This is a genomic window from Brevibacillus sp. Leaf182 (assembly GCF_001423865.2).
Lineage (GTDB): Bacteria > Bacillota > Bacilli > Brevibacillales > Brevibacillaceae > Brevibacillus > Brevibacillus brevis_C.
In genome coordinates, this window is sequence record NZ_LMPN02000037.1 from 558,574 (window position 1) to 578,598 (window position 20,025).

Sequence of the window (20,025 nt, forward strand, 5' to 3'; positions counted from 1 at the left end):
GGTATAGAAAACGCGGGAAAATGCCTCCCGCGCTTGCTCTACTTTCTTTCAATTTTCGTACCGGAGTCGTGCGTCACCACGAGAAATGGGGTCAATTCCCCTTCCTCCCAGTAAAAAGGCAAGACAGAAATCGGTACTTGCCCTTTCGATGCAAAATCATAGGTGAGACGCGCTAACAGGTGGGCCCCAGCTTCTCCTGTCATATCCGCCACGATCAGCACATCCTGATGTGGAATCGCGACACCAAGTGAGTCACCTTGCTTCTTTTGATCCATCTCGGCCAGAAATGAATCAAGCAAAATTCGGCTTGCCGCGTATCCATCTGTCGGACTAATAAAGTGGATGCGCTGACCTCCTACCTCTTGTGACTTTACTGAAAAGGGGAGCTTTCGCAAGTTTTCCATCGCGTATGAATGAAGCTGCTCGCTCGTCCAGCCTGCTTCCTGCAACATCTGCTTCTCAATCAATGCGTAACCTTCGCCTTGATCTAAGGCGTACAGTACGTACGTATCAGCTGTATGCTCCTTCACCACCCACCGCTCCGGGTACTTGTTGATCATAGAGGCATGGCGCAAAACCGGATAAATGTTATGCTCTTGATCGCTTACTCGTAGTTGTCGATCCAAACTCCATCACTCCCTTCCCTTCGTTTATTACCAAGGCGGATTATCATCATCCTCCGTTGGCGTGCTTACTGGGTTATATGCAACGTTCCGGCTTCTCTCTTCGATTTCTTTCACGATGTCCGTCAATGCCTTTGGCTTTAAAAACTCCACAGGGGACATGCCACGCTCGAACTGTAGCTGCTCGCCCTCTAGTAGCACCAAATAACGCCCGTTCACTTTGGCGATATGCAGGCTGGTTCCATAATCGGCCAATAATGTGCGGATCTGCATATGATCCAGCTTGAACTTCAGCTCGACCTCTGGTTGGCGATCTGTAATGATTTGCATCGCTTCCATCACAGTCTCATGCTCCCATTTTTCTGCGAGCTCCCGCTTAGGACTTGCGGCAATGAGTTCGATTGCTTCCTCTTCCCGTACCCGCTCTTCGGACTCTTCGGGATACGTATATTCGATGTGCTGTCTCGCCAATGAAATGACTTCCTCGGAGACGATCTGGGTCATCGTTTGCGGATACTCGATAAAACGCAGAAATTCCTCGAAATACCGCGCGTGAGAAAACTGATGAATTTTCACGTGATACGGATCATTCATCCCGGATTCGATCATATACGGATACATTAGCGATTTCATGTTTTTGGCATTGATCGCCATGCGTACATTCGATATAAGACTCTTCTCATCTGTAATGACCGCTGTTTTTTGTTCGAAATCGCATTTTAAAATAAAGACATAGCGCTCGTCAATCAGCTCTAGCCTCGTCCGGACCACAATCATGACTCCGCCTCTCACCTGAGAGGTTCGCAAATACGACTGAATCAGCTCCTGACAGGGCTCCTTGCTCTCCCCTGACGTTTCCGCTGCCAGTAATCGATTCAAGAGGGCATAGTTGGGGTTCGAGTCCAATGGATGTCCAGGCTCTAGCACAAATTGACCCAGTTTTGTCGGCGTGCCTTCTGTCTTCGGATTCATCTCGACTTTTCTTTTCGCAATCCGAGCGAATTCCCCATCGAGAAAATCTTTCAGTTCGCTTTTCTGATATTCATCATGGCTCAAATAGCGCGTCATCCGCACTTGTTTAATGCCATCCTCTTCTTCAGGCTGTTCCATTAGATAAAAGGATAACCAGTCAATTGTAAAATTCATACCCTTCGCTCCTGTCTGCATGTAACGAACTGATTATAGCAAACCTATTGAAAAAAAGGTCAGCTTTTTCAAATCATGATAAGATGAAGGGAGGAGGGGAAAATCACACAATGTGGACTCGTATGAAGTCATGGTGGAACGAAACGGTACGCGATAAACCGTATCAGCCCGGCCACCTAACAGGTCAGTATGAAATAACAAAAGTATTAGGGATGGGAAGCTACGGGATCGCTTATCTCGCCACGCACACCCCTACAGGTAATCAGGTCGTGCTGAAACAAGTGAAACCAAGCCTTCGTCATACGCCAAAAGGAGAAGCCATGCAAGCGTATGAGAAAAAGGTGCTGATGTCCCTCTCGCATCCGCAAATCCCTCACTGTCTGGATTCCTTCACTTATCGGCAAGACTCGTTTATGGTCATGACTTATATTGCAGGCCCGACACTCGAAGACATGCTGTTTGATCAAAATATCGTGGCTAATGAGCAAAAATGCGCTGAATGGATCCGCCAAATCGGGGAACTCGTGGCTTACCTCCATGAGCAAAATGTGATTCACCGCGACGTTCGCATCCCCAACGTCATCTGGAAAGAGGACAAGCCGTACTTGATTGATTTTGGCCTCGCCCGGTTCGTTGGTGATCGCCCGACCTACACAGCTGATACTCTTTCTGCCTACCCGTCTGAAAAACAATTGAAACGAGAAGTTGCTCCTTCCAGTGATTTGTATGCATTGGGGCATTTCTTTTTATTCTTGCTCTATTCCGGGTACGAAGAAGAACCGGACGCACCTGAAAAAAGCTGGGAAGAGGAGCTATCTTTATCTCCTTCTATTCACATGATGATAAGGCGCTTGTTACAAATGGACGCCCCTTATGAAAGCGTACATGATTGGCTCAGAGAGCTGGACTGCTATTTGATCCACTACCAAGAAAAAAGAGCAGGGCATCCGTAGTCTTCACGGATTCTCCCTGCTCTTCTTCGTCATTCATTCTGCAATCGGCTCTTGTTTCGCCTGTTCCATCTTTTTCTTCAGTTCCCCTGCTTCCTGGCGCAGCACTTGTCGTTCGTGTTTCGTCAGAACTTCTCCACCAACTGTGCCGTTTACCAGCAAATCCTCTTCATATAACCGATCTTTGCGCATGGAAACCTCCTGCAGACAAGTTGTGTACTTCTTGTCCTACTTTGTTCCAAAGCTGCCCTTCTTATGTGTACGATTTTGATTCCGTTTTGCAGAGCTCGCATTTTTGGAAGGAGCTCCTGACTTTTGTGCTGGCGCGGGATTTCGTACAGGACGCGGATCTTCCAGTGCTCCGTGCGTCATGAATTTTTCAGCAATAGGCAAGCCTGTTTGCTTGGAAAATTTTTGGATGATAAAACGTTCCTGTGTCGTAATGATCGAAAATACCAGTCCAGCACGCCCCATGCGCCCAGTTCGGCCACTGCGATGAATGTACGTGTCAGCATCCGATGCAGGATCGTAATGAACAATGCATTCCACACCTGGAATATCAATGCCACGCGCTGATACATCTGTCGTAATCAACACGGGGAACGCTCCATCCCGGAATTGTTGCAGAGTGCGGGCACGATCTTCTTTTGTAGCATCACGGTGCAGGAGTCTGCACGGCAAATGATGGTAGTTGAGCTTCGAGACAATCTCGTCCACTTTTTCGATTTGATTGACAAAAACAATCGAGGAGCGAACATTGACGAGGCGCAACAATCGACGGAGCGTATCCACCTTTTTACGTGGGTCGGTGACCAAGTACATGTGTGCTACTCCTGCGGCGCCTTCCGGTGCTGCTGCGCGAATAACAGCAGCATCTTTTGTAAAAATTTCAGCCGTATGTACGACTTCCTCTGCGATTGTCGCGGAGAATAACAGGCGTTGTGTATCACGCAGTGTCCTTTTCATGACCTCTTGAACTGGCTTGCCAAAGCCCGCATCAAGCATCCGGTCTGCTTCGTCGACAACAACTGTTTTCACTTCATGGACCTTTAGCTTGCGCTGCTCAATCAGCTCCAGCAGTCTTCCTGGGGTTGCTACGATCAGTACAGGCTTCTTTTTCAGTCTCTCGATTTGGCGTTTCACATCGACTCCACCAATAATGGACATCACGGCCGTGTCCTTACCCGGCAGAAGGCTTTCTGCTTCCCGCGCAATCTGAACAACGAGCTCATGCGTCGGTGCGAGTACTATTGCCTGTACATCTTTTTGCTCCATATTGATTTTCGATAAAATCGGCAATAGATAAGCAAACGTCTTGCCTGTCCCTGTCGGCGATTCAATCAAAGCATCTCGACCAGCCATAATCAACGGGATGGCTTCACTCTGTACAGGTGTCGGTGTTTCCATTTTTCGCTCTCGCAATATAGTCAACAGCGGTGTGCTAATTTGTAAATCTGCAAACGTGGTGCTCACAAAAACCCTCCTGGCATAAATTCGTGCATTGGGTAAGCTTACCACACTTTGCAGGTAGAAAACAGAGGTAAGCCAGTCCTCGTGAGGTAAGGTCCATCGGAGATAGATAAAAACAGGCGAAATCCACAACGGACTTCGCCTGACCTTCCTTCTTACCCGTTATTGGAATCGAAACGGGTTTCCTGCTTCTCACCCTGGTCTTGACGGTCCCGGCTGGTGGTTTGGTTACGTGTCCCTTTTGGACTTTCCATGTATTCCTCTACTTCCTTTTGAAACGCCTCATCATAGTCACGCACACCTATCACCTCCTGACCTTATTTTGACCAGGGTGATCACATATTATTTTCCTGAAACCTTTTGCCCGGTCATGCGTCTTCTCATATAGGAATGATAACCCTCGTATAAATTGTCAAATGGATGTGAATATGGAATGGAAACGTTATCGCGCATTCGCACACGAAAGCGAGCCAAGCGCAAAAGACCATGGCGTTGGGTTAAAAAATGGTTGCTCGGTACTGCCTTAACCTGCACAACCTTAGCACTACTGGGAATTATTTTTTTATTTGGAACGAAAAACGGGGTAGAATTACGCGAGTGGGCGGCAGGCACTTTATTGACAACACAGCATGATTACTGGGCCCCCTATACGTTTTTACCCGATGAAAAACTGAAAGAACTAAAGCAGCAAATTACACATCCGACCGTTATCAATTCCGAAGGCATAGGCACGGCAGGACCTCCTGTTCCGCCAAAATCGAATCTGGTAACCGTTACACTCCCTGAGAAACCAAAGGAGCTAATCGAGATTGAGGAAATTGACATCTCGAAAGGCAGTTATTACTTTAAAGGAAAAATCATGTACATTAGCGACCCGAGCAGAGTACGACTCGTCGTCACGAATCGCAAGGACCGTGGAGATTTGCTAGATGAATTTGTGAAGAAAACAGGAGCCATCGGGATTGTCAATGCGAGTGGATTCGCCGACCCAGACGGCTACGGCAAAGGAGCGCGAGCTTACGGCGTCGTCATCCACGACGGAAAGATTTTGCAAGGCTACAACCCGAGAAGCGGAGAAACCGCATTAGGACTTACCTATGACGGTAAACTGATTACAGGCAGCTACTCGGCTGAACAACTCGTAAAGATGGGCGTACGTGACGCTGTGAGCTTCCGTCCGCAGTTGATTGTAAATGGGAAAAATATGTTTGAAGGTAAGCCTGCCAAAAGCTGGGGTATTCAACCTCGTACCGCAATTGGACAAAAAGAGGACGGGACGATCGTATTTGCTGTCATTGACGGTCGCCAACCCGGGCATTCTATCGGGGCAAGCATGAACGACATGGCGGAAGTATTGGCTGAGCGCGGTGTGGTTACAGCAATGGCCATGGACGGTGGTTCCAGCTCCATGATGCTGCACAATGGTGAGGCCATCACAAAAACGTCTTCTCCCTATCATCGAGGCCGCTATTTGCCAAATGCGTGGGCTGTTTTTTAAAGAAGGGCTGAGATGATTGCGAGGAGGTTTAAGATTTTGGACAAGTTGTTTCATTACAGTGAAGACCCCACCATTACGACTTTTCAGCCGCGCGCACATCCCTCCCACCCCACACTTGCTCCGGCTGTTTGGGCGATTGATGAAGCACGAGCACCGATGTATTATTTACCGCGAGATTGCCCGAGGATTTGCTTTTACAAAAAAGCGGATTCCGAGTCAGTTGATGTCGAGCGCTTTCTTGGCTTGACGAGCGCCAAAATGGTTATGGCTATCGAAAGCAAATGGTATCCGGTACTTACACAAACAAAGCTATATGAATACACCTTCTCACCAGAATCTTTTAATTGCTGGGACGAAGGCGCGGGCTACTATTTGTCAAAGGAAACCGTTACACCACTAGACGTAAGGCCATTAGGTGACCTCGTGCACTGCCTTAGCCAAGCGGATATTGAATTGAGAATCACTCCTTCACTGTTACCGCTTCGAGATTCATTGTTACAAAGCAGTCTGCACTATTCCATGATCCGGATGCGAAATGCGTCGCTCACATAAAAAACAGGCAGTTTCACCTAATGGTGGCTGCCTGTTTTTGCTTTTACAATTTAATCGGTGTTTTTGCCTGCTCCAAGCTCCATTTCTCAACATCCCACGTCTGTGTAACCCAATCCTCATAAAATTCAGGTTCGTGGCATACGAGAAGGACGGTCCCTTTGAACTCCTTCAAGGAACGTTTGAGCTCTTCCTTGGCGACGACATCCAAGTGGTTCGTCGGCTCGTCAAATACCAGCCAGTTGCTTTCGCGCTGCAGTAATTTACAGAGACGAACTTTTGCTTGCTCGCCCCCGGACAGAGCGTTCATGTTACGATTGATATGCTCATTTTTCAAACCACAACGTGCCAGCGCTCCACGAACCTCATGGTTATTCATGGAAGGGAATTCATTCCATACATCATCAAGTGCAGTAATTGGCTTCGCCTTCACTTCTTGCTCGAAGTAAGCAGGATGGAGGAAATCGCCTTTTTCCAGCTTTCCACCCAGCGGAGGAATCACGCCAAGCAACGTTTTCAACAAAGTAGACTTACCGACACCGTTCATGCCGACAATCGCTACTTTTTCACCGCGCTCCAGCTTCACGCTAAGCTTTGGCAGCAATGGATGGGAATATCCGATCTCCAGGTTTTCAGCCTCGATGACAAAACGGCTACTTGCTCGTGATTCTTTGAAGATAAACGAAGGTTTCGCAGCCGTTTCCGGCTTGTCGATGCGATCCATTTTATCGAGCTGCTTTTGACGGCTCTTCGCGCGACCAGTAGTAGACGCACGTGCTTTATTCCGCGCAATAAAGTCTTCCATTTTTGCGATTTCTTCCTGCTGCTTCTCAAATGCGTCAAAGTGCTGACTGCGTTTCGTCTCAGACTGTGCCAGGAAGGATTCGTAGTTCCCTGTGTAACGATTCAGCTTGGTAAATTCCAAATGATAAATCACATTCACGACTTCGTTCATGAAGGTCGTGTCATGGGAAATCAGCATGAAGGCATATGGATATTCCTTCAAGTAGTTTTTCAGCCACACGATATGCTCTTCATCCAAGTAGTTCGTCGGCTCATCCAGCAAAAGAACCGTTGGTTTTTCCAGCAGCAATTTTGCCAAAAGAACCTTGGTACGCTGACCACCAGAGAGGGATGCAACGTCACGTTCCAAACCGATTGCACTCAAACCCAGAGCGTTGGCGATTTCATCTACTTTTGCATCGATCAAATAAAAGCCGCTTGTTTCCAGCTTGTCTTGAATTTCGCCCATGCGCTCCAGCAATTCTTCCAGTTCCTCTGGCGTTGCCTCGGCCATCTTTTCGCCAATCGTCATCAGTTCAGCCTCTTGCTCTAACAGCGGCAGGAAGGCGTCCTTGAGTACGTCGCGAATCGTTTTGCCAGCTTGCAGCTTGGTATGCTGATCCAAATATCCGTATTCGATTTTGGGCATCCATTCAATTCGCCCGTTATCAGGCAAGTTTTGTCCTGTCAAAATCCCCATCATCGTAGATTTTCCGGTACCATTTGCGCCCACGAGTCCTACACGGTCATTCGGTTGCAAACGGAAAGACACATCGCGAAACAAAACACGGTCCCCAAAACCATGGGACAAATTCTCTACAATCAAAACACTCATGCTCTATTCTTCCTCCTGATCTGTTTCCTCTATGAGGCTTACAACAAAATTCTTTCAAAAAAAGTAGGAGCGTACCTTGCCACATAAGATTCGCCCGTAAATACCAATTCGTCTAGCCGGACACGCATATCCTGAAGGTTGATACTTTCCCCGGCGATGTTCAAGATCGCGGCTCGTGTCATCGCCCTCAGAATAGTGACTTCTGTAGCCAGCTTGTCACCGAACAGCTTGCCGCTATGCACAATCTCTGAGCGATGATTGTACGATTTTTTTACAAACTGAGCAATCCGTTCACGCTGCAAGGCGGTATCTCCAAAATAGTACGCCATTCGTACACGCAATTTATAGGTAATTTCGCCTTTTTTGCCGTCGGGAACGAACAACGATTCCAATGCTATCCACAGATCCAACAACTGATCCTCGTAGTTTTTCTTCTCCAGCGAAAGCGCATAGCGACGAAAAGCAAGGGATGGCAGCTTCTGTTCGACTAATGAAGTAAAAATGCCCGCCGCTTCATCATCAAATGTGTACTTGTCCCCATCAAGCGATCGCTTCAAATACGTAATGCCATACATATTGCCATTGACGGTGATGATGTAAGGAATCGAACAAGTCCCCGTTGTGGAAGCTAGATTCAACTTACTTTCGATTTCTTCAATCCACACCCGATCATCCGTTACTTTCATCTCTTCGTGATCCGCAACTAAAAATAAACTGTTGGGATCTACACGCAAATCAAAGGTTCGTTTGTTCTCGTCCATCTCATTACGTAAGAAACGAGATGCGATCTCATATGGCCTCTTTGCGCCTGATATGAGCGTGTACGAATTAGGCAAATCGATCCGAACGGGCTGAGCTGTTGTTGAATTGAATACGGGGGCGATTAAGACCGGCATAGTTCTCGCTCCTTCCAGACCAGCAGAGCTCGTTTATTGTTTACATAATAAATATTATGTTCTATAAACAGTATCGTGCCATTCTGTCATTTTGACAACACATCAATTCCTTCTAATATGTGGACATGCTTCCTCACCATACGTGTTTGGAACAACCTCACTATAGAATACCAGCATTTCCTATGATTCGTCATCATGTGTTTACGCCAAACTAGGTAAAGAAGGAGTTGATTTTATGGAAAAGGATCATATTCTTGATGAAAATCCGCATCAAACTTACAATAATGTAGCTCGACCTCTGGAACAGACTGGCGAACCCCAGCCCGGCTCTAAAAAAGTGAAGCAGCAAAATCATTCGCGCTCCATTCAAACACGCGAAGGATAATGTATGGCACCCGGCTCCATTGCAGTCGGGTGTCACTGCCTTTTCCTTTTTTTTACATCGAAAAAGATTGAATTGTCCTACAAGGATGCACTATGATAAATTTAGTATCCTTGATGGAGGTTAAGTGAAGATGATCACCATTCCACTTCCGGGCAACCAAAGCCCTCTTTCCAATTTGATCAGCTATAGTGTTTCTCCGCTGTACGAGATGGCTGCTAGTTTGTACACACTTGCCCAAGAGACACCTCCCGAGCGATTTGCGTATTGGACCGAAGAAAAGGTAGAGCAGTTTGAGTCAGCCCGTCTTTTAAAAGAATGGGGTTATTTTGTTCCCCTCTTTCGATATGGGATCCCAGACTCATTTGACCCCCTACATACAAAAGGTGTGATGGCTGTCGATGATCAATATGAGTACTTCGTAACACTTCCCACCGATCATTTTGTGCGTAGCATGAAACCGATCCTGGAGGAGTGGATATCCCATCACGATGCTCCTGTGGTTGCCTTCGATTTAGAAGAGGATGCCGATTATGTGAAAGGCCGTTTCAGCCTGTTCGTTTCATCTTATTGGCAGTTATTTTTTGAGGCGAATTGGGAGGCGATTGCTCCAAAATTCGTACGTGAAGCAGAACGGATTTATTACTCTTTACAAGGAATCGATTCCCTTACTACCTATCTGCAAACCATTTCTCCCGCAATTACCTATGACACAGAAACTCATCAGCTCACCTGTCCGAGTAATGGTCCAAGCTACGATGCACAGCATCTCATTCTTTATCCTAGCTATTATTATGCCCAAGAACCCACGCTTACGAAAAAGGGTTGGAATGCCCATTTGCTGTATTCCATCTCGGAAGTTCCCCCTCAACCAAAAACGCCCTCATGAAGGGCGTTTTTCATGTTGCATATGTGCGACAATCAATTTATCTAATTGTTGACTGATTCTCACGATTTCAGGGTCAAGAAAATTGTAACCTGCATCTTTTGCTGCACGCTCTAGCTTTAGTCGCAAGTCATCAATCATCTTACTCGTTGTTTCCATGCTGTAGACCCCCACCTAACGTTGTCTCCCACTATTTTACATTATTTCAGAACAGGTGGAAAGGGTAAGATGTCGAAGAAAAAGCCTTGTACCCATTTTCCGGCACAAGGCTTTTCCACTTCTTATTTCATAACGTGGATCGGACGACCCAGAGCCAATTCAGCAGCTTCCATTGTTACTTCACCCAGTGTTGGATGTGCGTGGATGGTCAGCTCGATATCTTCGAGTGTTGCGCCCATTTCGATCGCCAAACCGATCTCTGCGATGATGTTGGATGCTTCTGGACCAACGATTTGCGCACCCAATACAAGATTCGTTTCTTTTTCTGCAATCAGCTTCACGTAGCCTTCGCCTGCATTTACAGACAGAGCGCGACCGTTTGCTGCGAATGGGAAACGACCTACAATGTAATCGATGCCTTTTTCTTTTGCTTCTTTCTCATTGATTCCTACGCTTGCGATTTCTGGATCGCAGAATACAACCGCTGGAATTGCCTTGTAGTCTACTTCTGCCGGATGGCCAGCAATCGCCTCAGCAGCAACCTTACCTTCGTAGGAAGCTTTGTGAGCCAATGCAGGGCCTGCTACGATATCCCCAATCGCGTACACGTTAGGAATGCTCGTGCGGCCTTGCTTATCAACAACGATCAACCCACGGTCAGTCACGTTCATGCCGATGTCGCGAATACCGAGTTCATCTGTATTCGGACGGCGTCCAACCGTAACGAGCACGTATTCCGCCTCGATTTTTTGTTGCTCGCCTTTTACTTCTGCAGTCACGATCACGCCGTTTTCTGTCTCTTCCATTCCTTGTGCCAATGCTTTTGTATGGATGGTAACGTCGAGCTTTTTCAGCTTGCGTTCCACCAAACGTGGCATGTCTGGCTCAAATCCTGGCAAGATTTGATCGGAACCTTCCAAAATCGTAACTTTTGTACCAAACTTCGCGAACACCGTACCAAGCTCGATACCGATGTATCCGCCACCGATTACCACGAGGCTCTTCGGCAGTTCAGTCAAGGACAGCGCTTCAGTGGAAGACATTACGCGTTTGCCAAACGGGAATGCAGGCAACTCGATTGGACGCGAACCAGTTGCAATGATGCAATGCTGGAAGCGATAACGGTTGACATCATAACCGTGGAATACACGTACTTCATTTTCACTTACGAACAGCGCTTCACCAGGGATTACCTGGATTTTGTTGCCTTTGAAGAGGGAGCCTACACCACCAGTTAGTTGCTTCACGATGCCGCTTTTCCACTCTTGTACTTTGGCAAAATCCACTTTTACATTTTCCATGGTGATACCCATGGATTCTGTATGTTGTGTGTGCTCATATGTGTGTGCAGCGTGGATCATTGCTTTGGAAGGGATGCAACCTACGTTCAGGCAAACACCGCCCAGCTCAGCTTTTTCCACGACTGCTACTGTTTTACCAAGTTGAGCTGCACGAATCGCTGCCACATATCCACCTGGACCGGCACCGATTACGAGTACGTCAACCTCTGTAGTAAATTCACCTACTACCATTGTCTCTTATCCCTCCATGACGAGCAGCGTTGGGTTTTCGAGGAGCTGCTTCACGTAGTTGACGAAACGCTGTGCAGGTTCGCCATCAACCAAGCGGTGGTCAAAGCTCAAGGACAGGTGCAACATTTGACCTACCGCGATTTCTCCATTTTTCACAATCGGCTTTTCGCTAATGCGGCCAACACCCAGAATAGCTACTTCTGGATAGTTAATGATAGGCGTGAAGAACATACCGCCCGCAGAACCGATGTTTGTGATGCTGAAAGTAGAACCTCTCAACTCGTCAGCAGTCGCTTTGCGGTCGCGTGCTTTCTTCGCCAGCTCGCCGATTTCACCTGCGATTTGGAAGATGGATTTGCTGTCAGCGGATTTCACAACCGGAACGAGCAAGCCGTCTTCTGTCGAAGTAGCGATACCGATGTTGTAGTACTTTTTGAAGATGATTTCTTGTTTTTCATCGTCGATAGAAGCGTTGAGTTCTGGGAATTTCTTCAGACCAGCTACAACAGCTTTCACGATCATAGGCAGGTAAGTCAGCTTCACACCACGCTCTTCAGCAAGTGGCTTCGCATCTTTACGCATCGCAACAAGTGCTGTAACATCCACTTCGTCGAAGATTGTTACGTGTGGTGCTGTGTATGCAGATTTCACCATTGCTTTCGCGATTGCTTTACGCATACCTTTCAGCGGAACGCGCTCTTCCAGCTCGCCTGCTGTAGGTGTGTGGTGAACAGTTGGAGCCGCTGCTGCTTGTGCTACACCTGTAGCTGCTGCTGCAGGAGCCTCAGTTGCTACTGGAGCTGCCACTGCTTGTGCAGTTGGTGCTGCTGCTCCGCCAGATACGAAGCGATCTACGTCTTCGCGTGTGATGCGACCCAATTTGCCTGTACCAGGTACATTAGCCAATTGAACGCCTTTTTCACGAGCGTATTTGCGAACGGAAGGCGTAGCCAACACATGCTTACGGTCAATAGGTGCCGCTACTGCTGTTGCAGTTGCTTGTGCCATTGGCGTTTCCAAAGTTTGGTTCGCATTTGCACTCACTTGGGAACCGATGTCGCAGCCTGGCTCCATTTTGTCTGCAGCTTGAGGCGCTGGTGCCGCTTCAGCAGCGTGGGAATCGCCATGACCATGGTCTGGCAGGTTCGGAATTTCGCCTTCTACGTCAAACTCGATCAGTGGATCGCCGACTACAGAAACCGTACCCTCAGTTACTTTCAGATCGATAACCTTCCCTTTAACAGGCGACGGTACTTCTACAACCGCCTTGTCATTTTGTACTTCCATGATGACTTGGTCTTCTTCTACGGAATCTCCGGGCTGTACGTGCCATTTGACGATTTCGCCTTCATGGATACCCTCGCCGAGCTCCGGGAGTCTGAATGTAAAACGACTCACAGTATCTCCTCCTTATAACACTTCGCCATAGTAGTAAGCCTATATTTCCCAAAAGAAGGCGGAAAGCTTTCAACTTTTCCGCCATTATGTCCGTTTCTCAATTAAAAATCGAGGACTTGAGTCAGACCATCCACTACGCGTTTTACGTCAGGCAGCCATACATCTTCTGCTTGTGCAAACGGGTAAACGGTATCTGGTGCTGTAATACGCAGCACTGGTGCTTCGAGGTGCAGGATCGCACGCTCGTTGATTTGCGTGATGATTTCTGCCGCAACACCAGACGTTTTTTGTGCTTCTTGAACCACAATCGCACGATTTGTTTTCTTCACAGAATCCACGATGGTATCGATATCGAGTGGGCTGATGGTGCGCAGGTCGATTACTTCTACTTTTGCTCCACGCGCTTTCTCGATTTCTTCTGCTGCTTTCAGGCTGGTATGCACCATCGCACCATAGGTGATGATGGTAACATCGCTACCTTCTTTTACTACGTTTGCTTTGCCGAGTGGAATTGTGTACTCACCTTCTGGAACTTCTTGACGGAAGGAACGGTACAGCTTCATGTGCTCAAGGAATACAACTGGATCGTTGTCGCGAATCGCGGAGATCAACAGTCCTTTTGCATCATACGGATTGGAAGGGATAACTACTTTCAGACCCGGAGTTTGCATCATCAAGCCTTCCAAAGAGTCAGCATGCAGCTCAGGCGTTTTCACACCGCCACCAAATGGGGAGCGGAATGTAACTGGGCTCGTGAAGCGACCGCCGGAACGGTAACGCATACGAGTAGCTTGAGATGCAATTGCATCGAACGTTTCAAATACGAAACCAAAGAACTGAATTTCTGCTACTGGACGGAAGCCGTTTACGGAAAGACCAACAGCCAAACCGCCGATTCCGGACTCAGCGAGTGGCGTATCGAAAACGCGTTGCTCGCCGAACTCAGCTTGCAGACCTTCTGTTGCACGGAACACCCCGCCGTTGTTACCTACGTCTTCACCGAAGACAAGAACGGTTTCATCGCGCTTCAACTCTACGCGCATTGCATCCGTAATGGCTTGAACCATTGTCATTTGTGCCATGGCTTATTTCGACTCCTTCGCCAGGAATTCTGCCTTTTGCTCTTCGAGTGCAGGCGGCAGTGTCTCAAACATTACATCGATCAGTTCGCTAACTTTCATCTTAGGTGTTTCGTCCGCTTTTTTGATTGCGTCCGCAACAGCTGCTTTCGCTTCTTCGATGACCGCTTCTTCGTCTTTTTCGCTCCAGAGACCTTTTGCTTCGAGGAACTTGCGGAAGCGGATCAGTGGATCGCGCAGTTCCCACTCGCTTTGCTCTTCACCTGTACGGTAACGAGTTGGGTCATCACCAGCCATGGTATGAGGACCATAACGGTACGTCATTGCTTCGATCAGAGTCGCACCTTCGCCGTTCACGCCGCGCTCTTTTGCTTGTTGAACCGCGTAGTAAACGGCGAGAATATCCATACCGTCCACGCGCTCGCTAGCAATACCAGCCGCAACTGCTTTGACTGCGATATTTTCAGAAGCCGTTTGCTTTTCGAACGGCAGGGAGATCGCATAACCGTTGTTTTGAGAGAAGAAGATAACGGGCAGCTTGTATACCCCTGCAAAGTTCATACCCTCGTAGAAGTCACCTTGGGAGGTCGCACCGTCACCAAAGTAGTTGATCGCCACTTTCTTTTCACCGCGCAGCTTGTAACCCATTGCAACACCTGTTGCTTGTGTACATTGAGCTGCGATGATGATTTGTGGCATCAATACGTTTACACCTTCAGGAATCTTGCCACCTTCGATGTGTCCGCGAGAGTACAGGAATGCTTTGTGCATAGGGTAACCATGCCATACCATTTGTGGAATATCACGGTAGCTAGGCAGGACAAAGTCCTCTTTGGAAAGTGCAGCCTCGGAACCGATCATGCTTGCTTCTTGACCAGCTACTGGTGCATAGAAACCAAGACGACCTTGGCGGTTCAAGCTGATTGCGCGTTGGTCCCATACACGGGTAAATACCATTTTACGCATCAGTTCACGCAATTCATCATCGGAGAGCTTAGGCATCAAGTCAGGACGAACAACCGTACCATCCGGGGCAAGAATTTGCAGCGGGGCGTTGTTCTCTGTTTGTTCAACAGCAGTGGATACGCTCATCACATTCACCTCGTCACTAGAATAAGGGACTTTCTTTCCCGCGTTGCCCTTTGTCGCCTCTATCTGAGCATCTGCTCGATAAGCGACGAATGCCATTCGCGGCGGAAGTGACCCTGATAAAAACCAGAAGAAAGTTGCATGGTGCAAGAAAGGGCTTACAGCGCCGTTTGCAACACCCTGTTATATTGCAGTCAAAATACCTGTTTAATGTGTTACAGTATTGATATTACAGGGTTTATTTCCTCTCTGTTATCATTTACTATATAAGCTGTATCAGTTTTTTTCAAGGCTTAGTTTTTCATTTGAGCAAACAGGGAGTGTAATCGATGTCTGACTATGTAAAGCGAACCATAATAAAAGAAGAAGTGCCCAGCATCCACGTGGACACTCCCCGCTCGGTCAAAGTATACCTACCGCCGGGGTACAATGAGCTTCTTTCTTACCCTGTTGTGTATTGCCAGGATGGGAACGACTTCTTTACGATGGGGCGAATCGCGACCATCTCCAATCAATTGATTCTGGAAGAAGGTATCGAACCCTACATCGTCGTCGGTGTCTCAGTCGATCGCAACAAGCGCACGAGCGAGTATTCTCCATCGGGGTCGAGAAATGCAGCCTATCAGCGTTTTTTCACCGAAGAGCTGATTCCTTACATAGAGGAGCGTTATCCTGTGCGCCGTGATCCTGGTTCACGTATACTCGCAGGAGATTCTTTGGGTGGAACCGTTTCTTTGCATCTCGCATTGGAGTACCCCGACCTCTTTCCACAAGTAATCGCGCTGTCCGGGGCGTTTTTCCAAACGACACTCGATCGGCTTTTGAAGCAGTCCAGCCTATCCTGGCTGCGAATCTGGATGGTCGTTGGCCTCGATGAGACAGTTGTGGAAACAAGTGCGGGCACCTTCGATTTCGTGCAATGGAATCGCGAGGCAAAACAGATTCTTGAGGACAAACAAGCAACCTTGTCGTATCGAGAAAAACCAGGGAATCACGTCTGGGGTTTGTGGCAAAAAGAGCTTCCTGACGCCTTGCGCTACTTCTTCCCACCTCCCCGTCTGTAACCATTACGAGCCATTGATTTCTTTGATGTCCTCGTACCCGTAATACCGGCCATCCACCAGGAAAATGCCTTGGTGGTTGGCTTTTTCAATTTCTCCTGCAACCTGATTAGCGTCGTTTAGTACGATGTTGACAATCTTGCTCTCGTCCCGTTTCATTTGATTGAGAATGCGTTCTCGTTCTTTGGCCGAGATCATATATCCATCCCTCTTTTCCCCTGTGTTGGATAGCTATAGTATTTCATTGGCGGGTCTGAATTACACGCAAGTTAGTCAACCGAACGGAACCAAAAAAAGCCTTGCCGCTCTCCCATTTTCCGGACACGGCAAGACTTTTATACGACTTTACCTATTGTTCGATGGTTGTATATTTAAAATCTCGACCACCAAACGGGTTGATCAAAAATCCTTTGACTTTGTCATTTTTTATATACGGTCTAGCACCATAGTACACAGGAGCAATCGGCATTTCCTCCATTAAAATAGTCTCCGCCTCACGCATGATCGCATTACGCTTTGTCAGGTCTTTTTCCAAGTAACTCTGGACGATTAGCTCTCGGTACCTGTCGTTTTCCCAAGCAGCGTCGTTCGTCCCCACTGTTTTGTCCTTGAAAATTTCCAGGAAATTGATAGGGTCGTTAAAATCAGCACCCCAATTTCGGTAGGCAAACTGATAGTTTTTGGCGCGCTTGTTTTGTAAAAAAACTTTTTCCTCCAAGCCACTGATTTTTACATCTACACCTAGACTTCTTTTCCATTGATCCTGAAGAGCTTCCGCCAGCTTTTTCTGACGATCGTCACCTGAACCATACGTGTATGTCACTTCAGGCATCGTTGAAAGCCCCAACTCCTTCAACCCTTCACCCAATAACTGTTTGGCTTTGTCTACATCCTCTTGAAAATAGTCATTTCCGCTGAGCTGCATAGAGGGCGGAACCCATGCAAACGCCGCAGGTACCCCTGTCTGCACGATTCCGTCTACGAGAGGCTGCCGTTGAATCGAATACGAGAAGGCTTGCCGAATCTTTTTATTCGTAAAGGGGGGCATGATTGTATTAAAGGTGACGGCAACTGTATTCGGATACGGCGCCATTACGATTTTTCCTTCATCCTGCAATGCAGGGATCACATCGACGGGCAACACGTAGCTAGGATGCCCTCCCCAATCCAAATCACCAGAATCAAACAACGCTTGAGCGGTGTTGGTATCGGTAATCATGCTCCAGACGATTTTGTCGAGCTTCACAGCATCTTTGTCATGATACTTCTCGTTTTTCACAAGAACTATTTTGTTTTTATGCTCCCATAGCTCCATTTTGAATGGGCCGTTGCCCACGTAGTTGTCTGGAGACGCTGCCCAGTCCGGATGTGCCTCCAGGGTCTTTTTATGTAAAGGAAACAATGTCGGAAAAGCCGTTAGCTCGTAAAAAAACGGAGCTGGTGAATTGAGCTTGACCTCTAGAGTAAAATCGTCAAGCGCTTTGACCCCTACACCTTCCTGCGATCCTTTCCCTGTGTTGAATTCCTCAGCGCCTTTAATGAAATAAAGCATGTAGGCATATTCGGATGCTGTCTTTGGATCGAGATTTCGTTTCCAGGCGAACTCAAAATCATGGGCGGTTACCGAATCTCCGTTACTCCATAGCGCATTCCTTTTCAATTTGAACGTGTACGTCGTCAAATCCTCGGATACTGTATAACTGTCGGCAATGGCGTTGGCTATTTTCCCATCCGGTCCATAGCGAGTCAACCCTTCAAAACAGGCAGTAATGACATCAAAGGAAGTGCCATCGGAAGCAAGTCCGGGATCTGCTGTCGGAGGCTCGCCACCGTCTGCGTTCCAATTCAACACCATCTCTTTTCCCGTTGGCTGCGTTGGTTGAGATGCCTGATCATTCGGTTTGTTCGTTACCGCCGTTTCACTTGAACTACATCCCGCTAAAACTTGAAGCAGCAAGAAGCAGCTCAAAATGAAGCTCATCCTCTTTCTCATCGAGACCATCCCCCTTGATTCCATTCGATTCCACACACCAGTAAACGCTAGTGCTTTATCACACTACCATGATAACGTAAGTGCGGACGAAACAAATCAGACGGTATGGCGAAAAACAGATCGCGTAAAGACTCTTATTTTGTACAAATTGTCTAATTATTTAGAATTTGTTATTGAAGCAAAGAAAAAAGCCAGTCTCCCCTTCGACTGGCTACAATTGGTTGAAACGATTACACCGTTTCCAATAATGCCTCTACTGCTGCAACAACGGTCTCGATATGTTGCTCGCTAATGTGTCGATGCGTCGTAAAACGAACGACATACTCGTCAAAATCAACAGCGAGCACTCCTTTTTCCTCCAAACGTTCCAAGAAAGCGATAGCTGTTTGTCCAATCGAGTCTGTATTCACCAGCACGATATTCGTCTCGACTTGCTCGACCTGAAGCGATAGCTGGCGCAAGCCTTTTGCCAATTGCTGTGCCCGTTCATGGTCTTCTGCCAATCGTTCGGTCATCTGTGTCAGAGCGATGATGCCTGGTGCTGCCAAATACCCAGCCTGACGTAGCCCGCCTCCTAATTTTTTTCTCCACCATCTCGCTTCTTCGATAAATGCACGATCTCCAGCCAAAATGGAACCAACTGGAGCACTTAGCCCTTTGGACATGCAAATCTGAACGGTATCGGCAAAAGCGCTTAGCTCACTGACTGCAACCCCTTGGGCAACAGCCGCATTGAAGAGACGAGCACCGTCCAAATGAACAGGAATACCGTGTTTTTTGGCGATATCATAGACACTCTTCATTTGCGCAACAGAGATTACCGCCCCGCCAGCGCGATTATGCGTATTTTCGAGACAGATCAATTTTGTGCGAGGAAAATGGATATTGTTGCCCCGAATCGCCCTCTCCACATCTTCTGCACGCAAAGCACCACGTTCTCCAACCAGCGTCCGTGTTTGCACACCAGCCAATGCCGACATAGCACCGCCTTCATAGTAAAAAATGTGCGAATCCGCTTCAGCAATGACCTCATCTCCGTTGACACAATGCGTCAAAACAGCGACCTGATTGCCTTGCGTACCACTTGTTACGAACAGGGCAGCTTCCTTTCCGAGTATTTCAGCCGCGATCGCTTCCAAACGATTGACAGTTGGGTCCTCTCTATAAACATCATCACCAACCTCCGCTTCTGCCATTGCTCGAAGCATCTCCTCGGTTGGTTTCGTAACGGTATCACTGCGCAAATCGATTTTCATAGATGACTCTCCTTCCACCCTGTTGTCATTCTCTAGACATATCGTAACACTTTCAACATTGCATCCTGATTTCCCTCTTGCTAAGATGGAGGGGTAACTTACATACAGTTAGGGGATTTGACCTGTGAAACTAAAAATCACTCGTAACGCTGCCAAGCAATTGACTCCAATCATCGAGGCAGAAGAAGACAAAGAGTTGAAACTGCGCCTTTATATTACTCACGCTCACGGTGATCACGCACACTACGGACTCGCTCTGGACAAGCCAACAGAAGAAGATGTTGTGATCTCGACAGATAAAGAGATCGATGTGATCGTGAAAAAGGATGAGCCATTGCTCGATGGCGTCATCATTGATTACCTCTTCTTGCCACAAGAAGGTTTTGTTATTACCAACCCTTCCAAAGGTAACACAGGTGACCACTAAGCATGATACAGAT

The 20,025-nt window shown here is 47.6% G+C and carries 22 protein-coding genes; 7 read left to right on the plus strand and 15 right to left on the minus strand.

Features of this window, described 5'->3' with window-relative positions:
• Positions 1-38 precede the first annotated feature (38 nt).
• Together ASG16_RS29480 and ASG16_RS29485 are read right to left on the minus strand one after the other, a co-directional pair.
• Positions 39-626 carry a DUF1444 family protein gene (locus tag ASG16_RS29480; protein ID WP_056488133.1) on the minus strand — a complete coding sequence of 196 codons (588 nt, stop codon included), beginning with the start codon at positions 624-626 and terminating at the stop codon, positions 39-41.
• Between the two features lie 27 nt (positions 627-653).
• Positions 654-1,769 carry a DUF3900 domain-containing protein gene (locus ASG16_RS29485; protein WP_048033322.1) on the minus strand — a complete coding sequence of 372 codons (1,116 nt, stop codon included), beginning with the start codon at positions 1,767-1,769 and terminating at the stop codon, positions 654-656.
• Between the two features lie 122 nt (positions 1,770-1,891).
• Between ASG16_RS29485 and ASG16_RS29490 the strand changes: the two genes are divergently transcribed.
• Positions 1,892-2,722 carry a serine/threonine protein kinase gene (locus tag ASG16_RS29490; protein ID WP_241970854.1) on the plus strand — a complete coding sequence of 277 codons (831 nt, stop codon included), beginning with the start codon at positions 1,892-1,894 and terminating at the stop codon, positions 2,720-2,722.
• A gap of 33 nt (positions 2,723-2,755) precedes the next feature.
• Here ASG16_RS29490 and ASG16_RS31100 read toward each other — a convergent pair whose 3' ends face one another.
• The 3 genes from ASG16_RS31100 to ASG16_RS31105 form a co-directional block, all read right to left on the minus strand.
• Entirely contained in the window at positions 2,756-2,911 is a 156-nt protein-coding gene (locus tag ASG16_RS31100; protein WP_198674287.1) for a hypothetical protein, read from the minus strand.
• Positions 2,912-2,947: 36 nt separating this feature from the next.
• Positions 2,948-4,192: a DEAD/DEAH box helicase gene (locus tag ASG16_RS29495; RefSeq protein WP_056488138.1), complete on the minus strand. Its 1,245-nt coding sequence runs from the start codon at positions 4,190-4,192 to the stop codon at positions 2,948-2,950.
• Between the two features lie 152 nt (positions 4,193-4,344).
• Positions 4,345-4,488 carry a hypothetical protein gene (locus ASG16_RS31105; protein WP_162837736.1) on the minus strand — a complete coding sequence of 48 codons (144 nt, stop codon included), beginning with the start codon at positions 4,486-4,488 and terminating at the stop codon, positions 4,345-4,347.
• A gap of 134 nt (positions 4,489-4,622) precedes the next feature.
• On the opposite strand from ASG16_RS31105, the gene ASG16_RS29500 reads away from it, so the two are divergent.
• Positions 4,623-5,687, plus strand: coding sequence for a phosphodiester glycosidase family protein (locus ASG16_RS29500; RefSeq protein ID WP_056488142.1), 1,065 nt, complete (start codon positions 4,623-4,625; stop codon positions 5,685-5,687).
• A gap of 36 nt (positions 5,688-5,723) precedes the next feature.
• Positions 5,724-6,239 carry a DUF6886 family protein gene (locus ASG16_RS29505; RefSeq protein WP_056488145.1) on the plus strand — a complete coding sequence of 172 codons (516 nt, stop codon included), beginning with the start codon at positions 5,724-5,726 and terminating at the stop codon, positions 6,237-6,239.
• 43 nt (positions 6,240-6,282) lie between these two features.
• Here ASG16_RS29505 and ASG16_RS29510 read toward each other — a convergent pair whose 3' ends face one another.
• Complete coding sequence (locus ASG16_RS29510; RefSeq protein WP_056488148.1) at positions 6,283-7,854, minus strand: ABC-F family ATP-binding cassette domain-containing protein; 1,572 nt, start codon at positions 7,852-7,854, stop codon at positions 6,283-6,285.
• Positions 7,855-7,892: 38 nt separating this feature from the next.
• The gene (locus ASG16_RS29515; RefSeq protein WP_048033327.1) at positions 7,893-8,750 is read right to left on the minus strand and encodes a HEPN domain-containing protein; all 858 of its coding nucleotides are present in this window, start codon (positions 8,748-8,750) and stop codon (positions 7,893-7,895) included.
• A 235-nt stretch (positions 8,751-8,985) separates the two neighbouring features.
• On the opposite strand from ASG16_RS29515, the gene ASG16_RS29520 reads away from it, so the two are divergent.
• Together ASG16_RS29520 and ASG16_RS29525 are read left to right on the plus strand one after the other, a co-directional pair.
• Positions 8,986-9,135: a hypothetical protein gene (locus tag ASG16_RS29520; protein ID WP_015891582.1), complete on the plus strand. Its 150-nt coding sequence runs from the start codon at positions 8,986-8,988 to the stop codon at positions 9,133-9,135.
• Between the two features lie 130 nt (positions 9,136-9,265).
• On the plus strand, positions 9,266-10,021 hold the full coding sequence (locus ASG16_RS29525) for a hypothetical protein (RefSeq protein ID WP_056488151.1): 756 nt from the start codon (positions 9,266-9,268) through the stop codon (positions 10,019-10,021).
• On the opposite strand, the gene ASG16_RS29530 is transcribed toward ASG16_RS29525, so the two are convergent.
• The 5 genes from ASG16_RS29530 to pdhA all read right to left on the minus strand — a co-directional run bounded on the left by ASG16_RS29530 (position 10,016) and on the right by pdhA (position 15,278).
• Entirely contained in the window at positions 10,016-10,177 is a 162-nt protein-coding gene (locus ASG16_RS29530) for an aspartyl-phosphate phosphatase Spo0E family protein (protein WP_007718886.1), read from the minus strand. The two genes, ASG16_RS29525 and ASG16_RS29530, sit on opposite strands and share 6 nt — an antisense overlap.
• Positions 10,178-10,299: 122 nt before the next feature.
• On the minus strand, positions 10,300-11,709 hold the full coding sequence (gene lpdA / locus ASG16_RS29535) for a dihydrolipoyl dehydrogenase (RefSeq protein WP_056488154.1): 1,410 nt from the start codon (positions 11,707-11,709) through the stop codon (positions 10,300-10,302).
• Positions 11,710-11,715: 6 nt separating this feature from the next.
• Positions 11,716-13,107 (minus strand): dihydrolipoamide acetyltransferase family protein, encoded by a 1,392-nt coding sequence (locus ASG16_RS29540; protein WP_056488157.1) that lies wholly within the window; start codon positions 13,105-13,107, stop codon positions 11,716-11,718.
• Positions 13,108-13,208: 101 nt separating this feature from the next.
• Positions 13,209-14,189, minus strand: a complete 981-nt coding sequence (locus ASG16_RS29545; RefSeq protein WP_047067643.1) for an alpha-ketoacid dehydrogenase subunit beta — start codon at positions 14,187-14,189, stop codon at positions 13,209-13,211.
• Positions 14,190-14,192: 3 nt separating this feature from the next.
• The gene (gene pdhA, locus ASG16_RS29550; RefSeq protein WP_015891588.1) at positions 14,193-15,278 is read right to left on the minus strand and encodes a pyruvate dehydrogenase (acetyl-transferring) E1 component subunit alpha; all 1,086 of its coding nucleotides are present in this window, start codon (positions 15,276-15,278) and stop codon (positions 14,193-14,195) included.
• Positions 15,279-15,604: 326 nt separating this feature from the next.
• Between pdhA and ASG16_RS29555 the strand changes: the two genes are divergently transcribed.
• Entirely contained in the window at positions 15,605-16,339 is a 735-nt protein-coding gene (locus ASG16_RS29555) for an alpha/beta hydrolase (RefSeq protein WP_056488160.1), read from the plus strand.
• A gap of 3 nt (positions 16,340-16,342) precedes the next feature.
• Here the strand turns inward: ASG16_RS29555 and ASG16_RS29560 are convergent, their stop codons facing one another.
• The 3 genes from ASG16_RS29560 to ltaE all read right to left on the minus strand — a co-directional run bounded on the left by ASG16_RS29560 (position 16,343) and on the right by ltaE (position 19,585).
• A complete protein-coding gene (locus tag ASG16_RS29560; RefSeq protein ID WP_007718905.1) occupies positions 16,343-16,534 on the minus strand; it encodes a hypothetical protein in 192 nt (63 codons plus the stop codon).
• Between the two features lie 151 nt (positions 16,535-16,685).
• Positions 16,686-18,329: a peptide ABC transporter substrate-binding protein gene (locus ASG16_RS29565; RefSeq protein WP_056488162.1), complete on the minus strand. Its 1,644-nt coding sequence runs from the start codon at positions 18,327-18,329 to the stop codon at positions 16,686-16,688.
• A gap of 230 nt (positions 18,330-18,559) precedes the next feature.
• Complete coding sequence (ltaE, locus tag ASG16_RS29570; protein ID WP_056488165.1) at positions 18,560-19,585, minus strand: low-specificity L-threonine aldolase; 1,026 nt, start codon at positions 19,583-19,585, stop codon at positions 18,560-18,562.
• A gap of 124 nt (positions 19,586-19,709) precedes the next feature.
• Here ltaE and ASG16_RS29575 point away from each other — a divergent pair, with 124 nt between their 5' ends.
• Positions 19,710-20,012, plus strand: a complete 303-nt coding sequence (locus tag ASG16_RS29575; protein ID WP_048033335.1) for a HesB/IscA family protein — start codon at positions 19,710-19,712, stop codon at positions 20,010-20,012.
• The last annotated feature ends 13 nt before the right edge of the window (positions 20,013-20,025 follow it).